Below are 14,443 nucleotides of genomic sequence, written 5' to 3' on the forward strand. Positions count from 1 at the left end.
CCTTCGAGTACACCCCCTGCGCCACAAAGCGGTGAAAACTCGAATACTGCCAATCCACTGCCCGCTCGCATAACCCATGCCGCACCGGGTTGTAATGAATATAATCACAGTGCCGCGCAAAATCCGCCTCATCCCGAATCGTATGCTCCCAAAAGCGTCGCTGCCAAAGATTGCCCTCCTGCCGCTTCTGCCGCGATTCACTCCGGCTTGCTTGCACCCCCAGCAAGTCTGACCCCTGCCGCGTCACCTCGCTTTTAATCAATCGCCATCGCGTTGCATAATCGCTATCATTCGGCGGCAATGTCCAAATACAATGCAAATGGTCAGGCAACAGAACGATCGCCTCGATCGTAAATGGATATTTGGCACCAACCTTGAGCAAAGCCGAGCGTAGGAGCGATCGGGCAATCTCGCTACAGAGCCAGGGCTGTCTTTGATGCGTGACCTGGGTAAAGAAATACGTGCCGCCTGCAATTTTGCTTCTGCGGTAGTAGGGCATAGCGTAGGGCGGTTGCTTCGCAGTTCCCCCTTCGGGGTAATCGGGTTTCGTGGAGGAGTATTCCCTGATTCAGCAAATCACGCTTAATTTAATGGGTGCGGACGGTTGAAGAGGCTTTGCAGTTGAGGGCACTCCACAATGGGAAATCATGCGTTACGCTGACGCTAACGCACCCTACGGTACTCAGACCCTAATCCCTTCTAACGCTGCGTATTACGCGGATCAAGCGCATCCCGCAAGCCATCCCCCAGCAAATTAAATGCCAGCACTGTCAGCACAATCAAAATGGCAGGTGACCACACCAGCCACGGCTGCAGCACCAGAATCGAAGCATTAATTGCCAGCGACAGCATATTGCCCCAGGACGGATCGGGCTGCTGAATCCCTAACCCGATCAGGCTCAAAATTGCCTCCGCCACAATAAAGCTCGGAATCGCCAGCGTTGCCGAAATAATCACATAGGTCGCGGTTTGCGGCAGCACATGGCGCAGGATGATATAGAGCGGTCTGCCACCCATCACCTTTGCCGCCTGCACATATTCGCGCTGCTTCAGCGAAAGCACCTGCCCGCGAATTACCCGCGCCAGACCTGACCAGCTCACAAAAGACGTAATCAGCGTAATCAGCAAAAATCGCTGCGAGCTGGTCAATCCCGGAGGCAAAACCGCCGCCAGTGCCACCAGCAGATAAATCGCCGGAATCGTCATCAGCACTTCCACGATGCGCATCAGCACAGCATCGGTAACGCCGCCAAAATAGCCCGAAATGCCGCCCACCAGCAGTCCTAGCGGAAACGAAATCAAAATCCCTACTAGTCCAATACTGAGACTCACCCGCCCACCGTAAATCAAACGGCTAAATTGATCGCGAGCGGCTTCGTCGGTTCCCAATAGATTTAGCCTGCCCAGACCTGCTGTGCCAAACAGGTGCAAATTCCCTGGAATGCCGGGAAACAGCTCGACTTCCTCAATTTGAGGATTCGTGAGGGAGAATCGTGTCGGTAAGGGCAGCTTGACTTGCAAAAAGCGGTACTCATCGCCCTGCACAAACGGCCGCACCGGAGAGGGCTGACTTCGATCGACCTTCAGCAAGCGATCGCCCGTTTTAAGCTCGACCGGACCCTGCGTAGTGGGGTAGACGTGCGGACCGATAAACTGTCCCTGCTCATTGCGCCAGTAGATTTGCGTTGGCGGCAGCAGCGATCCGTCAGCTTGCGAAGCATAAGGATCGTAGGGCGCAACAAACTCAGCAAGAATCACTACCAGATAAAACAGCAGCAGCACCAGTGCGCCAAACCGCGCCAAACCGTTATTTTTTAGCTTGTGCCACCAGCTCATAGCAGTCCCTCCAGTCGCCGCCGAATTTGCTCTAGCTCAGACATGGGCATTTCTGATTCTGCTTCAGCCGGCTCACCCGGAGTTCCATCTTCCTGCCATTCGGGTTGTTCGATACTCGATTCGGGCGGCATCAGCAGCGTTCCTTCAGGAACCAGCCTACAGTCGTAGTCTGCGTCTTGACAGATTTCCTCAATCTCTTCCGAATCAAGCGCCTCAACGTTGGGATTGGGGTAATCTTGTGCTTCTAGCAGTAGCCCAAATCGCGTTGCGTCGTCTTCAGACTCAAACATGAGAACGGTGTTTCGATCGCCTATCCTCAGCGTATGAATTCCCTCTTCGTTGGTTTGAGCATTCAGAAACAGTAAAACAAAAACACGCATAGCGATAAAAGCGATCGAGTTTGGATAATAGACGTTGGGCTAAGGATAATTCTAAGTTTTTGCCCTTTGTTTTGGCTGAATTCTGACCGAAAAGTTTTTATCGCTGGCTTGTCTCCGTATGCTTCGCAGTTTCCCCAAAGCGTATCGCCCATGAATCTCCCCACCTGGATTACGGTTTCTCGTTTGCTGGGTGTGCCGCTGCTGCTGGTGCTGCTGGCTCATCCGATCGATCGCACTCGCTGGATCGCCCTGGCAATTTTTCTGCTGGCAGCCGGAACCGACTGGCTCGACGGTTATCTGGCGCGGCGGCTCAATCAAGTCACCAACCTGGGAAAATTTCTCGATCCGCTGGTCGATAAACTGCTGGTGCTGGCTCCCCTGCTGTCACTGGTCGAACTGGGACAGGTTCCCGCCTGGGGGGTGTTTCTCATCCTGGCACGCGAACTGACGATCGCAGGCTGGCGCGTTAACCAAACCCAAATCTCTGGGGCAAACCTCTGGGGCAAACTCAAAACCGTCACCCAAATTGCGGCGATCGCCCTCCTAATTGCTCCGCTTCCGGCTGCCTGGACTTCCGTTGCGCTGGCTGCTTTCTGGCTGGCGGTGATTCTAACGCTGATTTCAGGCGCGATCTATCTGCTGCCGCAGCCCAAGTAGAGCTTCGCTGATACGGCAGGGCGATCGGGCGATCGTCATGCGCCTGTCACAATTAAAGAAACCGAATTAAATACTTTATCCAACTTACTCTATCCGCTAATGACTTCACCGCCGATTCAGTGGTATCCGGGGCACATCGCTAAAGCCGAGAGAGCCCTGCAAGAACAGCTCAAAAAAGTGGACGTGGTGCTGGAGGTGCGCGATGCCCGGATTCCGTTGGCAACCTGTCATCCGCAGGTCTCGCAGTGGATCGGCAGCAAAGAGCGCGTGCTGATTCTCAATCGCGTTGATATGATTCCGCAAATCGTGCAGCAGGACTGGACGAAGTGGTTTCGCGCCGCAGGCGAACAGCCCTATTTCACCGACGCCCATGGGGGACAGGGCATCTCCGGCGTAGCGCAGGCAGCCCGACAGGTGGGCGCAAAAATCAACCAGCGCAGACACGATCGTGGAATGCTGCCCCGTCCAGTTCGTGCAGTAGTGATCGGCTTTCCCAATGTGGGTAAGTCTGCCCTGATTAACCGATTGCTCAAGCGGCGTGTCGTCGAGAGTGCCCGTCGAGCCGGAGTAACTCGCCAGCTTAAGTGGGTGAGAATTTCCGACGAACTGGAATTGCTGGATGCACCGGGCGTATTGCCTTCCCGCTTAAACGATCAGGACGCTGCCCTGAAGCTTGCCTTTTGCGACGATATCGGCCAGGCTGCCTACGATAATCAGCGGGTTGCGGCGGCTTTGGTCGATCGGATTAAGCAAATTCTTCACCAGTCGCCTAACCTATTTGCAGAAGAACCGTTGCGCGATCGCTACACCCTCGCCCTCCAACCGCGCACCGGAGAGAGCTTTGTTGCTGATCTGGCAGAAGCGCGGTACCAGGGAGACAAAGAGCGGGCAGCCAATCAGATTCTCAACGATTTTCGTAAAGGCATTTTGGGAGCAATTCCACTGGAACTGCCGCCTGCGATCGACTCAACAGCCTTGAATTCTCTGACTACTGGTTTGGATTGACCCCATCTTCGGGGAAGACCCATTTAGGCTGGGATGCGGTCGTGCGGCGACGGAGCGATTCTTCCGCGATCGCCAGCATTTGATCGAGAGACGTTTCTTGAATAAACCTGGAAGCCTTTTCGCGGTGCTCTTTGTTGGGACATTGAGCATCGCCCAGAACGCAGCCATTCACACAGGCTTCAGCGCAGTTGATTTGAGTCGGATTCATTCAGTGTTCTCCTCTTAAATTCACCAAACTCCCTTTGGCAGCAGTTCTGGCTCATTTCAATTAATTTGACAGATCCTGAACTCCGCCAACCCCAAATAGCGAACCCCCTGCGGGGTAATCTCAAACCGACAGGGCAACACCTCTACCCCACGATCGATCGCCTGACGCAAAAGCTGCCCATAAACCGGATCAGCCTGATCGCCCGGTGCAAACTGCGTGCAGTCGCCGCGATTAATGAAGTACAGCATCACCGCCCGTGCCTGCGGAGTCAGAGCCATCAGCTCTTGAAGGTGTTTCTGTCCTCTCGTGGTTACGGTATCAGGAAACAAAGCGAGCGTCCCTCGTGCCCAGGTCGTATTTTTCACCTCGATAAAAATCGGTCGAGCGGTATTTTCGCCAGTTAAAAGGAAGTCGATCCGGCTCTTTTTATCCTGTCCATAGGGAACTTCTCTTTGAATCTGGTCATATTCTCCCACCTCCGGCAAAAGCCGGGCGGTTAGCAGCGACTCAATCACGCGATTTGGCATAGCTGTATTCGTACCCGCCCAAACCCTATCCTCAACCTCGATTAGCTCCCAGGTGTAGGGCAGCTTGCGCGTCGGGCTATTGCTTATCGAAACCATCACCCGATTTCCTGGTAAACAGACCCCGGTCATTGGACCTGTGTTCGGGCAGTGGGCGACGATCGTTTCTCCGGTATCCAGCTCGATATCGGCAAAAAAGCGTTTGTAGCGTTTGATCAGTGTGCCGGGAAGCAGGGGCGGAAAGGGATAAATCCAGTCAGCAAGAGGCATAGGAACAGGAATAAACAGAAAAACGGGCTTGAGCGGCGATCGAAGTCCTGGCAGAAGTGCTTTAGCCCCCTAATTCTCCATCAATGGGAACTTTGAAGACAGCAAGTTACTTCAAACTCAGGAGCAAGAAGCGATTTGGGAGTTTACCGTATATCTAAACCTTTCCTTCTGGGTCGAATCGGATTGTCGAATCTGATTATCCACGCTTTAAGCCTCCTTTCCCCGCCAGAAAACCGCAAACCATTAAGATATAAGGAGAGTCAGGCAGTCTGATTGGCGTTTGTGGAGCGATCGTTCACGATGCAAGCACCGTCCCAGAGGTTCAGGCTAGAGGAGTTTTTGCAGCTTCCAGAAACTAAACCTGCCAGCGAATATATTGACGAGTAAACGTGACTGAAACCCATTCCCTCATTTTGGCTCCCTGGCAGGCTGCTCTCACAGGCGCACTGCACCGCAATCGATCGCTAATTTACTCTCGCTACGCCCAGCTTGCCACTGTCCGATCTTCACCAACGCAATCGTCCCCTTCCGAGAATGGCTCAGGCGCGAGTTATCGTCCTGCTAATCGAACCGTCGTGTTTCGCGGCTTTCTGGACGACATGAATCAGCTTAAGTTTATTACCGACGATCGCAGCGACAAGGCTGCCCAAATCGAGCAGAATCCGTGGGGCGAGCTGTGTTGGTATTTTCCCAAAACGCGAGAGCAGTTTCGTCTGCTGGGAACGTTGACGATCGTTCGGGCAGATTTTGGCGATCGTACTTTGGTGCAGGCACGGCAGACCCAGTGGCAGGATTTGTCGGATGCAGCTCGATTACAGTTTGCCTGGGCAGCTTCGGGACAGTTGCGAACTGCCGAAAGTGATTTTACTCCGCCGCCGCCTAATGCGATCGAGCCTCCGCCTAACTTCTGTTTGCTGCTGCTCGATCCGGTTCAGGTCGATCATTTGCTGCTACGCGGCGATCCTCAAAATCGCTATGTTTATCAGAAAACGAACGACGAATGGACCAAGGAAGAAGTGAATCCCTGATGTAGGCTCCAGGAACCTATTGGGAAAGTGTTCAATCGCCTGCCGTGGGATTGCCTAGAGCTTGAAATTCTCCTAAATCCCCGAACCGTCGAGAAATTGCTCGATGATCTTGTCGTTGAGGCGACAGCTTGTTGTTACGGGAACGCGAGTGGAATCTTCACCCTTCACTTCAACTTTGGGCTGTGGGGCAGGAGGCTGTAATGCCTGTACCTGCTGTTCGAGTGCCTCAATCCGATCGAGTAATGCCCGGATCACCTGCGCTTCGGAGTCGGGTAGCTGACCGTGATCCAGCGGATCAACTCGTTCGCCTGCGCGATACACAATGCGTCCTGGAATGCCGACAACAGTGCAATCAGAAGGCACATTTCGCAGCACGACTGAGCCTGCGCCGATGCGGACATTGTTGCCAATTTCGATATTGCCCAGCACCTTTGCCCCGGCTCCAACGACCACATTTTCGCCCAGAGTGGGGTGGCGTTTGCCGCTCTCTTTGCCCGTGCCGCCCAAGGTGACGCCCTGATAAATCAGCGCATAGTTGCCGACGATCGCCGTTTCGCCAATCACCACGCCCATCCCGTGATCGATAAAGACGCCTTGACCGATTTGTGCGCCAGGGTGAATCTCAATTCCAGTCAGGAAGCGGGCAATGTGGGAAATCAGACGGGGAATAAACGGGATGTTCAGCTTATACAGCCGATGGGCAAACCGATGCAGCAGCAACGCCTGAAGACCGGGATAACAAAACATCACCTCCAGCCAGTTTCGCGCCGCAGGGTCACGATCGAAAATGATGCGAAAATCAGCCGTGAGCGAAGCAATCGCAGGATTTAGCACAAGCAGCTACCCCGGTTCCAAAAAATCTTCCAAGTTTAAAGGCTAATACATTTTGAGAACGGTTGGATGAGATGCAGGTTATGGAGAGATGAAATTTGCTGGTAAAGGATATCCGATCGCGAATGAATCCTACGATCGATCCTTCAATGCCGATCGCAGACTTTGAAGCTCGGTTAAAATTGCCCGCAGCAGATCGTGGGTTACGTTTTCGCTGGGCTGCTGCACCTCGATCGTCACTTGCTTGATGCCTAGCACATCCTGAGCAAAACGAGCGACTTCGTTGGGGTGAAACAGAAGCGGATCGTCTTTATTCACCCGCAGTTCCGGGTTAAGCTTCCGCGCATCGTAAGACGGATTGAGGTCAGAAGGATTAGTGTTGGCGTAGCGATAGACCGATGCTCGCGATCGATTCAGCGCCTTTTGGACTGCTTCCACCGTCATTAGCCCCTGAGCCGTCGCCTGAGCGTTTAATTGAGCATTCAACAAGTCGTCCATGAATTCACCCTTACCGAGGCAGTTCTTATGCTGCGATTAGCCTGTCCTAGTTTAAGACAAAAATCGCGGCTGTGTCAGGCAGTTGGATTAAGTTGCTGATTTCTAAACTGTTCTGTTATTGGGTGAGCAGAAATTGGGTGAGCAGAAATAAGGCGAACAGAGCCAGCCTATTCCTGGTTTAGCCCCAAAAAATCGATCGCCGCTTCCAAACGCGAAGGATACTTTTCAGCAAATCTCTCAAAAAACAAGGCGTTACCGTCATGCGGATCAAGGGCATTGAGCCATGCCTGTGCTTTCTGCACGATCGCCTTCTGCTTTGCAGGCTGATGATGTTCGGGGGCTACAGGTCGATCGCTCATTGGGTCAACGTATCGCAGTTCTCGCTTCGGGCGCATCGAAAGATCTGGCTGAGCCACCCTCGGTTGCATCGAGACAGGCTTACCTTCAATTTCAGCAAGCAGCTGATCGATCGACTTCGTGGTAGAAGCTTCAATCGACTGCTGTTCTGCCTCTGATGCGGTTGCCGATTGAGCATTTGCAAGAGAAGACGATCGACCTGTGTTGCCTTGATCGAGCTGTTTCAGTAGCTCATCGATCGGGTCTGCCGTATTGGGAAGTGCGTTCACAAGTGACTGAATCTATCATTGCTCAGGTTCGGGCGATCGACAATTCTGCTGCTGTGCTTCCTGGAGTTGTGTCCCTGTTAGACTAAAACAAAAGCTACATTGCAGCACGCCCTCATGTCTAACCTACTGAAGAGAATTACGGTTAATCCTAAGCAGTGTGGTGGTCGTCCCTGCATTCGAGGCATGAGGATTCGAGTATCGGATGTTTTAGATTTATTTGCGGCAGGACTGAGCGCTGAACAGATCTTGGAGGAAATGCCCGACTTGGAAGCAGATGACTTGAAGGCAGCTACAACTTTGCCAAAAGCACTAGAACTTCTGCGATCGGGCGAAGCGTTAGTCGAAATTAGCGGGAATTAGCAGCTCAGAATAGCGATATTAAGTCCAGCAGTTTAGCCTTCCCTGCGTTGTCTTTGACTGTGTGAGATAAGCGAATTTGTCAGTCCCCAAATTCCTCCAATTAGCGTTCCGAGAGACCAAGAAGGGGGAATAAAACGACCTGCCCCAAATGGATTCTCTGTGCTTGGATAAATTTGATCTAATGTCGGTGCGAAGGCATACCCTAATACAAATCCTATTGTTCCACCTGCGATTAATCCCAAGAACGTACCTGCCAGCACTCTACCCGAAAGACGGAGCGATCGTTTGATGGGTGAGGTGAGTGACCAGTCGAAGTATGAAACCACAAAGCTTAATGCTGCCGCAATTGTCCCAACGATGGACGCAATTCCAAGACTCAAGCCTGTGTGTAACAGCAACAGTTGTGCTGTCAATGCAAAGGCAGATCGAGGAGCAGAGAAAGTAACAATCCTAAAAATCAAATAGATTACGCTGGCAACGAATAGACCTAGCGCAATTCGATTAATCCAGATCCTCACTCGTTTCATTGCTGCTGTTTAATCGCCTCAATGATCTGCACATTTGCCTGGGGAAAGGGAAACTGCTCCAGTTCAGCAACTTCCACCCAGCGCACCTCATCACATTCGATCGGCTGTGGTTCTCCGTTCACGTACTTACAGTGATATACGTTGAGCGTGACGCGGAAGTGAGTATAGGTGTGATCGATGGTGATGAGCCGATCGCCTACTGTAATTTCAATCCCGATCTCTTCTTGAATCTCGCGCACAATACAGGCTTCGACGGTTTCGCCTGGTTCGATCTTGCCGCCCGGAAATTCCCAGAGTCCGCCCAAGAGACCTTCTTGTTTGCGGCGATCGATCAAGATTTGTCCGCGATCGTTCCAGATGACGGCAACGCCAATTTGCTTATGAGGAGTCGGAGCACGCTTTTCAGAGACGGGCAGTTCGTTTTGCATATTGGTTTGATACGCCAGACAGTAAGGGTTCCAGGGACAGAGCAAACAGGCAGGATTTTTGGGGGTGCAGATGGTCGCGCCCAGATCCATAAACGCCTGATTAAAGTCGCGGGGCTGCTGGGGGTCGAGCAGGGAGGCTGAAATCTGCCAGAGGGCTTTGATTGCCCGACTCGGCGGAACGTCAATTCCCCTCAGCCGTGCCAGCACTCGCTTTACATTACCATCTAATATCGGTACAGCCTGGTTAAATGCGGCACTGAGAATTCCGCCTGCGGTGGTTTGTCCGATTCCGGGCAGGGACATCACAGATGGAAGATCCTGGGGAAATTTGCCGCCATGCTGGGCCAGGATGATTTGGGCGGCTCGGTGCAGATTGCGGGCGCGGGCATAATAGCCTAACCCCTGCCATGCCTTCAAAACCTGCTGCTGGTCTGCCTGGGCAAGGTGAGCGATCGTTGGAAACTGCTGCATCCAGCGTTCATAATACGGCATCACCGTTTTTACCTGGGTTTGCTGAAGCATAATCTCTGAAATCCAGATGGCGTAAGGATTATGGGTGCGTCGCCAGGGCAGATCTCGCCCCGATTCGCCATACCATCGCAGCAAGTTTTGCCGCAGGTCATGAATTTCGTGATTCGATAAATCCTTCCCAGGCTGATCAGCAGACAAACGAAAACCCGGCAGATCGATCGTTTGACCTACCGGATTGGGATTGTCGTTATAAGTCGGATGAAAAGAAGAGATGGGCATAGCTCCATTTTACGGATGAGCAATTATATTGCTCGGTTGCCTTGCCCGTTCCAGAAAACTTACGCTGCCTCGTCCTCGGTCAGGATCGCGCCTTGCAAGGATCTCTCAAAGTTCATGCGCTGCTCAGCACTGTGAATAAAATAGCCGCTCATCATTGCGGAAGCCAGCAGCCGACCCAGATCCTCACGGCTGGTCGTAATTGTCACGTCGAACTGCTCAGGGGGCAAACCGCCCAGAAGACCAATAATGTTGCGCTCCATCACTTGCAGCACTTCCCGCGATTGAGGTCGAGAAAGTTGAGCAACGGTTTCGGGGCTGAGGGACTGGACATATTGCCACAGTTCATTCGTTGTATTGCTGCCCTCAAAAAATTCTGATAGCCGTTTTGTTGCGTCGTTCACGTTGGGAACCTCATCCATGGTGGACAGTGGCTTGATGTATCAGGGATGCTCTCTGCTTGTTTCACCGATGACATCGCTCTGATGTCAATTAATGTAACAAGTTTTGAGGATCGATCGCAGTGGGCAGAACCGAACCGGAGCAGGGGAAGTTACACGACTTGAGGAAGTGAGAGGAAGTGAGGTCAACGCCATGATGAGTTGAGGGATTCTTCAACCGCATCAGGCAAAACTTGCGGAAGGATTTCATCGACCCTACAGGGACACTGATTCGGGAAAGCAGTGAGAGAAAGCCCGGTTTTTGCGACCACTAGTTCGATCGCTGTTTAGAATCACTCAGAAAAGTCGAGCAAGCCATATCCAGTTCAGCCATCGCCCTTCAGAGTATACAGGCTGCTCATACCCGAATTGCACAAGTTATCTCTGTTTAGAAATGCTGGATTGTGAGCACTAATGGGGAACATTAGCGATCGAAAATTTTAGTTCAACTCAATATAATCGGTTGGAGGTAGGATCATTTACAAAAGTTGAGTATTCAGCAGAATGATCTGGAGCACAGAACGCAATGCTTGTGTAATATCAGCTTTCTGTGACACGATCGAACCGAATCCTGCGAACGATTACCAAAACTTTTAGTAAATTTAACTATAATTAATAGGCTGATACTTACTAGGCTGATAGATTTTCCCGATCGGGACGATCGCTACACCCGTGCATCGAGTGTGAGCCATTCATTCTGAGCCATTTACCTTCCATTCCCTATGCCAGATACGGCACTGCTCCTGAACTCCCAGGATTACAGCCTACTCACCGATCTGTATCAGCTCACAATGGCTGCCTGCTATGTGGGAGAAGGCATCGCTGGGAAATGGGCAAGCTTTGAGCTGTTCACCCGTCGTTTGCCCGAAGACTTTGGCTACATCGTGGCAATGGGGCTGGCGCAGGCGATCGACTATCTGGAGCAGCTCAGTTTTAGCGCAGAACAAATTGCTGCCCTGCAAGCCACCGGAATCTTTGCCCATGTGCCCGATCGTTTTTGGGAGGTGCTGGCAAGCGGACGCTTCACAGGCGATGTCTGGGCAGTTCCTGAAGGCACAGTGCTGTTTGCCAATGAGCCGATGTTGCGGATTGAAGCTCCCCTGTGGCAGGCGCAAATCGTTGAAACTTGCTTGCTAAATCTCCTCAACTACCAAAGCTTGATTGCCACCAAAGCAGCGCGAATGCGAGACGTTGCCGGGTCTGCAAGCTTGCTCGAATTTGGCACAAGGCGGGCATTTGGTCCTCAAGCATCTCTCTTTGCAGCACGAGCGGCACTGGCAGCCGGATTTGATGCCACCTCAAACGTTCTTGCCGCCTTTCAGGTCGGGCAAAAGCCAAGCGGCACAATGGCACACGCTCTAGTCATGGCACTGGCTGCGCTTGAAGGAACCGAAGACGAGGCGTTTCAGGCATTTCACCGCTACTTCCCCGGCGCAACGCTGCTGATCGACACCTACGATTCGATCGCCGCAGCCCAGCGACTCGCTGTGGGCATCCAGCAAGAAAACCTCACCCTCAAAGCAGTCCGGCTCGACTCTGGCGATCTGGTTTCCCAGTCCCAGCAGATTCGTCAGCTTTTGCCCGATACGCGCATTGTGGCAAGCGGTGACCTTGATGAATTTGAAATCGATCGCCTTCAGATCGCAGGCGCACAAATCGACAGCTACGGCATTGGCACCAAGCTTGTCTCCGGCAACCCGATCAACGGCGTGTATAAACTGGTCGAGATCGACGGCATCCCGGTTATGAAAGCTTCCGAAGGCAAGGCCACCTACCCCGGACGCAAGCAGATTTTTCGCCGCATTGAGAAAGGACAGACTGAGCAGGGACAATTTAAGGGCGATCGACTGGGACTGATCAGCGAACCCCCCGAACCAAACGAACAGCCCGTCCTTCAGCCCGTTCTTAAGCAGGGTCAGCGCATCATCCCTCCTGAATCCCTGCAAACGATCGCCGATCGCACCCTCACCAATATCAACAGCCTACCTGAACCAATTCGCCGCATTCACCACCCGGAAACGATCGCCCCCCCAATCTCTGCTGCCCTGCAAGCCCTGATTGAGGAAACCAGGCGGAGAGTTTGAGGCAGAAATGGAATGAGGAGATAAGGAGGCGGAGAGTGAATTGGGTCTTGGGGTTTTCACAGTGGCGAAACAATGGCGAAATATTAGCGAAATAGTGGTGAATGTTGATATTGCAGGATTGAACCTATGAACACCTCCGATCGCTTTTAACGAATCGTTTGATCCATCGACAAATTCCTCCACCCCCATCCCGTCTAGCCCCTTACTCATCCACTCACTTACTCATGACCTCGATCGCCCTTTTCGGAACCAGCGCAGACCCACCAACCGCCGGACATCAGGCAGTTTTGGCTTGGCTGGCAGGTCAGTTTGATCAGGTAGCAGTCTGGGCATCCGACAATCCCTTTAAGTCTCACCAGACGCCGCTTGTTCATCGGGCAGCGATGCTGCAACTTTTGATCGAAGATATTGATCCGCCGCGCCACAATTTGTGCCTGGAGGCGGAATTGAGCCATCCCAGAGCATTGATTACGGTGCAGCGCGCCAGAGAACGCTGGCAGGACGCAGACTTTACGCTGGTCATTGGCTCTGATCTGGTGGCGCAGCTTCCCCGATGGTATTGCATTGAGGAACTGTTGCAGCAAGTTCGATTACTCGTGATTCCACGACCGGGCTATCCTTTAAGCGAGGTAGACTTAGAACCCTTGAGACAAATGGGAGCCAGCGTAACGATCGCCTCTATCCCCGTACCAGACGTTTCATCTACCGATTATCGGAAAACTAGAGACGCTGAAGCCGTCATTCCGCCGATCGAGGCATACATTCATCGAGAACAGCTCTACACATGGCAGGACGCAGCACCAAAAAATCTACCGACCCGTTGCGAAGCAGTTCCCCCAAAGAGGTAATCGCGGGAATTCTAGCCGACTTTAAAGTGGGTGTGGACAACGTGATTTTTTCAGTCGATACCGCGCAAAATCGGTTGCTGGTGCTGTTGGTGATGCGTCGGGAAGAGCCGTTTTTGGGACAGTGGAGCCTGCCTGGAACCCTTGTTCGAAAGGGTGAATCGCTCGAAGATGCGGCATATCGGGTGCTATCTGAAAAGATTCGGGTTGAAAATTTGTATCTGGAGCAGCTTTATACTTTTGGCGGACCCGATCGCGATCCGCGTGAAAGCCAGCATCAGTATGGCGTGCGCTATCTCTCGGTCAGTTATTTCGCGCTGGTACGCTTTGCCGAAGCCAAACTGATTGCAGACGGGGTGAGTGGCATTGCCTGGTATCCGCTTCAGCAGGTTCCGCCTTTAGCATTCGATCACAACCAGGTTTTACAGTATGGTTATCGTCGGCTTCGCAATAAGTTAGAGTACAGTCCTGTTGCCTTTGAAGTGCTGCCCGAACTGTTTACTCTCAGCGACTTATATCAGCTTTACACGACTGTTTTAGGCGAAAATTTCTCAGATTATTCTAATTTTCGATCGCGCCTGTTAAAACTCGGCTTTCTACAGGATACCGGAGTCAAAATCTCACGCGGAGCCGGACGGCCTGCCAGCCTTTATCGGTTTGATGCCGATGCGTTTGCTCCTTTTAAGGACAAGCCGTTAGTCTTTATTTAGCAAAGGTCTTTTTTAGCAAAGATAGAGTAGGAAAAGTTAGGATGAAAATTGAGGAATTCATCAGAGAAAAACGCGAAGAGATTTTAGCAATTGCTGCCCAGCATAAAGCTTTAAATGTTCGTATCTTTGGCTCTGTTGCAAGAGACGAGGCAACAAATCATAGCGACATTGACTGCACTAGCAAGCGACAAAATGTGGCAGGACGCGATCGAGCGAAATTTAGAAGTCATTAGCAAAGCGACTAAAAGAACCTCTCAGACATTAAAAACAGCTCACCCTCAAATTCCCCAGAAACAAATTGCTGGAATGCGAAATCTTTTAATTCATGACTCTGGAAGGGTTGATTTTCAAAAAGTTTGGCAAGTGATTGAACAAGATTTAGCTGAATTTAAAGTGAATCCTCTAGCTATTCTTTATCAGCTAAGCGAGTAATTCTTTT

General features: G+C 51.9%; 19 protein-coding genes. 9 read left to right on the forward strand and 10 right to left on the reverse strand.

Features of this window, described 5'->3' with window-relative positions:
• The 3 genes from H6F80_RS24605 to H6F80_RS24615 form a co-directional block, all read right to left on the reverse strand.
• The coding region (locus H6F80_RS24605; protein WP_190794150.1) for an REP-associated tyrosine transposase at positions 1–499 on the reverse strand (499 nt) is incomplete at its 3' end.
• A 200-nt stretch (positions 500–699) separates the two neighbouring features.
• Positions 700–1,836: an ABC transporter permease gene (locus H6F80_RS24610; RefSeq protein ID WP_190794151.1), complete on the reverse strand. Its 1,137-nt coding sequence runs from the start codon at positions 1,834–1,836 to the stop codon at positions 700–702.
• Entirely contained in the window at positions 1,833–2,216 is a 384-nt protein-coding gene (locus tag H6F80_RS24615) for a DUF3110 domain-containing protein (protein ID WP_190794152.1), read from the reverse strand. Before H6F80_RS24615 ends, H6F80_RS24610 begins: the two co-directional genes overlap by 4 nt.
• A 150-nt stretch (positions 2,217–2,366) precedes the next feature.
• Between H6F80_RS24615 and pgsA the strand changes: the two genes are divergently transcribed.
• Together pgsA and ylqF are read left to right on the forward strand one after the other, a co-directional pair.
• On the forward strand, positions 2,367–2,873 hold the full coding sequence (gene pgsA, locus H6F80_RS24620) for a CDP-diacylglycerol--glycerol-3-phosphate 3-phosphatidyltransferase (RefSeq protein ID WP_190794153.1): 507 nt from the start codon (positions 2,367–2,369) through the stop codon (positions 2,871–2,873).
• 99 nt (positions 2,874–2,972) lie between these two features.
• Positions 2,973–3,878, forward strand: coding sequence for a ribosome biogenesis GTPase YlqF (gene ylqF, locus H6F80_RS24625; protein WP_190794154.1), 906 nt, complete (start codon positions 2,973–2,975; stop codon positions 3,876–3,878).
• Here ylqF and H6F80_RS24630 read toward each other — a convergent pair.
• Both H6F80_RS24630 and sfsA read right to left on the reverse strand, forming a co-directional pair.
• Positions 3,862–4,086 (reverse strand): hypothetical protein, encoded by a 225-nt coding sequence (locus H6F80_RS24630; RefSeq protein WP_190794155.1) that lies wholly within the window; start codon positions 4,084–4,086, stop codon positions 3,862–3,864. The two genes, ylqF and H6F80_RS24630, sit on opposite strands and share 17 nt — an antisense overlap.
• Positions 4,087–4,142: 56 nt before the next feature.
• The gene (gene sfsA, locus H6F80_RS24635; protein ID WP_190794156.1) at positions 4,143–4,880 is read right to left on the reverse strand and encodes a DNA/RNA nuclease SfsA; all 738 of its coding nucleotides are present in this window, start codon (positions 4,878–4,880) and stop codon (positions 4,143–4,145) included.
• 389 nt (positions 4,881–5,269) lie between these two features.
• Between sfsA and H6F80_RS24640 the strand changes: the two genes are divergently transcribed.
• A complete protein-coding gene (locus H6F80_RS24640) occupies positions 5,270–5,908 on the forward strand; it encodes an Npun_F5749 family FMN-dependent PPOX-type flavoprotein (RefSeq protein ID WP_347277920.1) in 639 nt (212 codons plus the stop codon).
• A gap of 72 nt (positions 5,909–5,980) precedes the next feature.
• On the opposite strand, the gene cysE is transcribed toward H6F80_RS24640, so the two are convergent.
• From cysE to H6F80_RS24655, 3 genes are all read right to left on the reverse strand, one after another.
• The gene (cysE, locus tag H6F80_RS24645; protein ID WP_347277921.1) at positions 5,981–6,742 is read right to left on the reverse strand and encodes a serine O-acetyltransferase; all 762 of its coding nucleotides are present in this window, start codon (positions 6,740–6,742) and stop codon (positions 5,981–5,983) included.
• 129 nt (positions 6,743–6,871) lie between these two features.
• Positions 6,872–7,237, reverse strand: coding sequence for a DUF8631 domain-containing protein (locus H6F80_RS24650; protein WP_190794157.1), 366 nt, complete (start codon positions 7,235–7,237; stop codon positions 6,872–6,874).
• A gap of 167 nt (positions 7,238–7,404) precedes the next feature.
• Complete coding sequence (locus H6F80_RS24655; RefSeq protein ID WP_190794158.1) at positions 7,405–7,863, reverse strand: salt stress protein, Slr1339 family; 459 nt, start codon at positions 7,861–7,863, stop codon at positions 7,405–7,407.
• A gap of 114 nt (positions 7,864–7,977) precedes the next feature.
• Here H6F80_RS24655 and H6F80_RS24660 point away from each other — a divergent pair, with 114 nt between their 5' ends.
• Positions 7,978–8,223, forward strand: coding sequence for a DUF433 domain-containing protein (locus tag H6F80_RS24660; protein ID WP_242067558.1), 246 nt, complete (start codon positions 7,978–7,980; stop codon positions 8,221–8,223).
• 523 nt (positions 8,224–8,746) lie between these two features.
• Here the strand turns inward: H6F80_RS24660 and mutY are convergent.
• Positions 8,747–9,928 carry an A/G-specific adenine glycosylase gene (gene mutY, locus H6F80_RS24665; protein WP_190794159.1) on the reverse strand — a complete coding sequence of 394 codons (1,182 nt, stop codon included), beginning with the start codon at positions 9,926–9,928 and terminating at the stop codon, positions 8,747–8,749.
• Between the two features lie 59 nt (positions 9,929–9,987).
• Positions 9,988–10,347, reverse strand: coding sequence for a DUF760 domain-containing protein (locus H6F80_RS24670; RefSeq protein ID WP_199296808.1), 360 nt, complete (start codon positions 10,345–10,347; stop codon positions 9,988–9,990).
• Positions 10,348–11,087: 740 nt separating this feature from the next.
• On the opposite strand from H6F80_RS24670, the gene H6F80_RS24675 reads away from it, so the two are divergent.
• The 5 genes from H6F80_RS24675 (at position 11,088) to H6F80_RS24695 (ending at position 14,436) form a co-directional block, all read left to right on the forward strand.
• Complete coding sequence (locus tag H6F80_RS24675; protein ID WP_190794160.1) at positions 11,088–12,449, forward strand: nicotinate phosphoribosyltransferase; 1,362 nt, start codon at positions 11,088–11,090, stop codon at positions 12,447–12,449.
• Between the two features lie 224 nt (positions 12,450–12,673).
• Positions 12,674–13,297, forward strand: a complete 624-nt coding sequence (locus H6F80_RS24680; protein ID WP_190794161.1) for a nicotinate-nucleotide adenylyltransferase — start codon at positions 12,674–12,676, stop codon at positions 13,295–13,297.
• Positions 13,234–14,004 (forward strand): NUDIX hydrolase, encoded by a 771-nt coding sequence (locus tag H6F80_RS24685; RefSeq protein ID WP_190794162.1) that lies wholly within the window; start codon positions 13,234–13,236, stop codon positions 14,002–14,004. The genes H6F80_RS24680 and H6F80_RS24685 overlap by 64 nt, the downstream gene beginning before the upstream one ends.
• Before the next feature lie 41 nt (positions 14,005–14,045).
• Positions 14,046–14,237, forward strand: coding sequence for a nucleotidyltransferase domain-containing protein (locus tag H6F80_RS30945; RefSeq protein WP_190794163.1), 192 nt, complete (start codon positions 14,046–14,048; stop codon positions 14,235–14,237).
• Entirely contained in the window at positions 14,197–14,436 is a 240-nt protein-coding gene (locus tag H6F80_RS24695) for a HepT-like ribonuclease domain-containing protein (protein WP_190794164.1), read from the forward strand. The genes H6F80_RS30945 and H6F80_RS24695 overlap by 41 nt, the downstream gene beginning before the upstream one ends.
• The last annotated feature ends 7 nt before the right edge of the window (positions 14,437–14,443 follow it).

Origin of the sequence: Leptolyngbya sp. FACHB-711, from assembly GCF_014695615.1 — a bacterium.
Lineage (GTDB): Bacteria > Cyanobacteriota > Cyanobacteriia > Elainellales > Elainellaceae > Leptolyngbya_A.

What these genes read in the sequence shown, in the direction of transcription:
- H6F80_RS24610 (WP_190794151.1), bottom strand. Translation starts at nt 1,836, where the DNA reads ATGAGCTGGTGGCACAAGCTAAAAAATAACGGTTTGGCGCGGTTTGGC.
- H6F80_RS24615 (WP_190794152.1), bottom strand. Translation starts at nt 2,216, where the DNA reads ATGCGTGTTTTTGTTTTACTGTTTCTGAATGCTCAAACCAACGAAGAG.
- pgsA (WP_190794153.1), top strand. Translation starts at nt 2,367, where the DNA reads ATGAATCTCCCCACCTGGATTACGGTTTCTCGTTTGCTGGGTGTGCCG.
- ylqF (WP_190794154.1), top strand. Translation starts at nt 2,973, where the DNA reads ATGACTTCACCGCCGATTCAGTGGTATCCGGGGCACATCGCTAAAGCC.
- H6F80_RS24630 (WP_190794155.1), bottom strand. Translation starts at nt 4,086, where the DNA reads ATGAATCCGACTCAAATCAACTGCGCTGAAGCCTGTGTGAATGGCTGC.
- sfsA (WP_190794156.1), bottom strand. Translation starts at nt 4,880, where the DNA reads ATGCCTCTTGCTGACTGGATTTATCCCTTTCCGCCCCTGCTTCCCGGC.
- H6F80_RS24650 (WP_190794157.1), bottom strand. Translation starts at nt 7,237, where the DNA reads ATGGACGACTTGTTGAATGCTCAATTAAACGCTCAGGCGACGGCTCAG.
- H6F80_RS24660 (WP_242067558.1), top strand. Translation starts at nt 7,978, where the DNA reads ATGTCTAACCTACTGAAGAGAATTACGGTTAATCCTAAGCAGTGTGGT.
- mutY (WP_190794159.1), bottom strand. Translation starts at nt 9,928, where the DNA reads ATGCCCATCTCTTCTTTTCATCCGACTTATAACGACAATCCCAATCCG.
- H6F80_RS24670 (WP_199296808.1), bottom strand. Translation starts at nt 10,347, where the DNA reads ATGGATGAGGTTCCCAACGTGAACGACGCAACAAAACGGCTATCAGAA.
- H6F80_RS24675 (WP_190794160.1), top strand. Translation starts at nt 11,088, where the DNA reads ATGCCAGATACGGCACTGCTCCTGAACTCCCAGGATTACAGCCTACTC.
- H6F80_RS24680 (WP_190794161.1), top strand. Translation starts at nt 12,674, where the DNA reads ATGACCTCGATCGCCCTTTTCGGAACCAGCGCAGACCCACCAACCGCC.
- H6F80_RS24685 (WP_190794162.1), top strand. Translation starts at nt 13,234, where the DNA reads ATGGCAGGACGCAGCACCAAAAAATCTACCGACCCGTTGCGAAGCAGT.
- H6F80_RS30945 (WP_190794163.1), top strand. Translation starts at nt 14,046, where the DNA reads ATGAAAATTGAGGAATTCATCAGAGAAAAACGCGAAGAGATTTTAGCA.
- H6F80_RS24695 (WP_190794164.1), top strand. Translation starts at nt 14,197, where the DNA reads ATGTGGCAGGACGCGATCGAGCGAAATTTAGAAGTCATTAGCAAAGCG.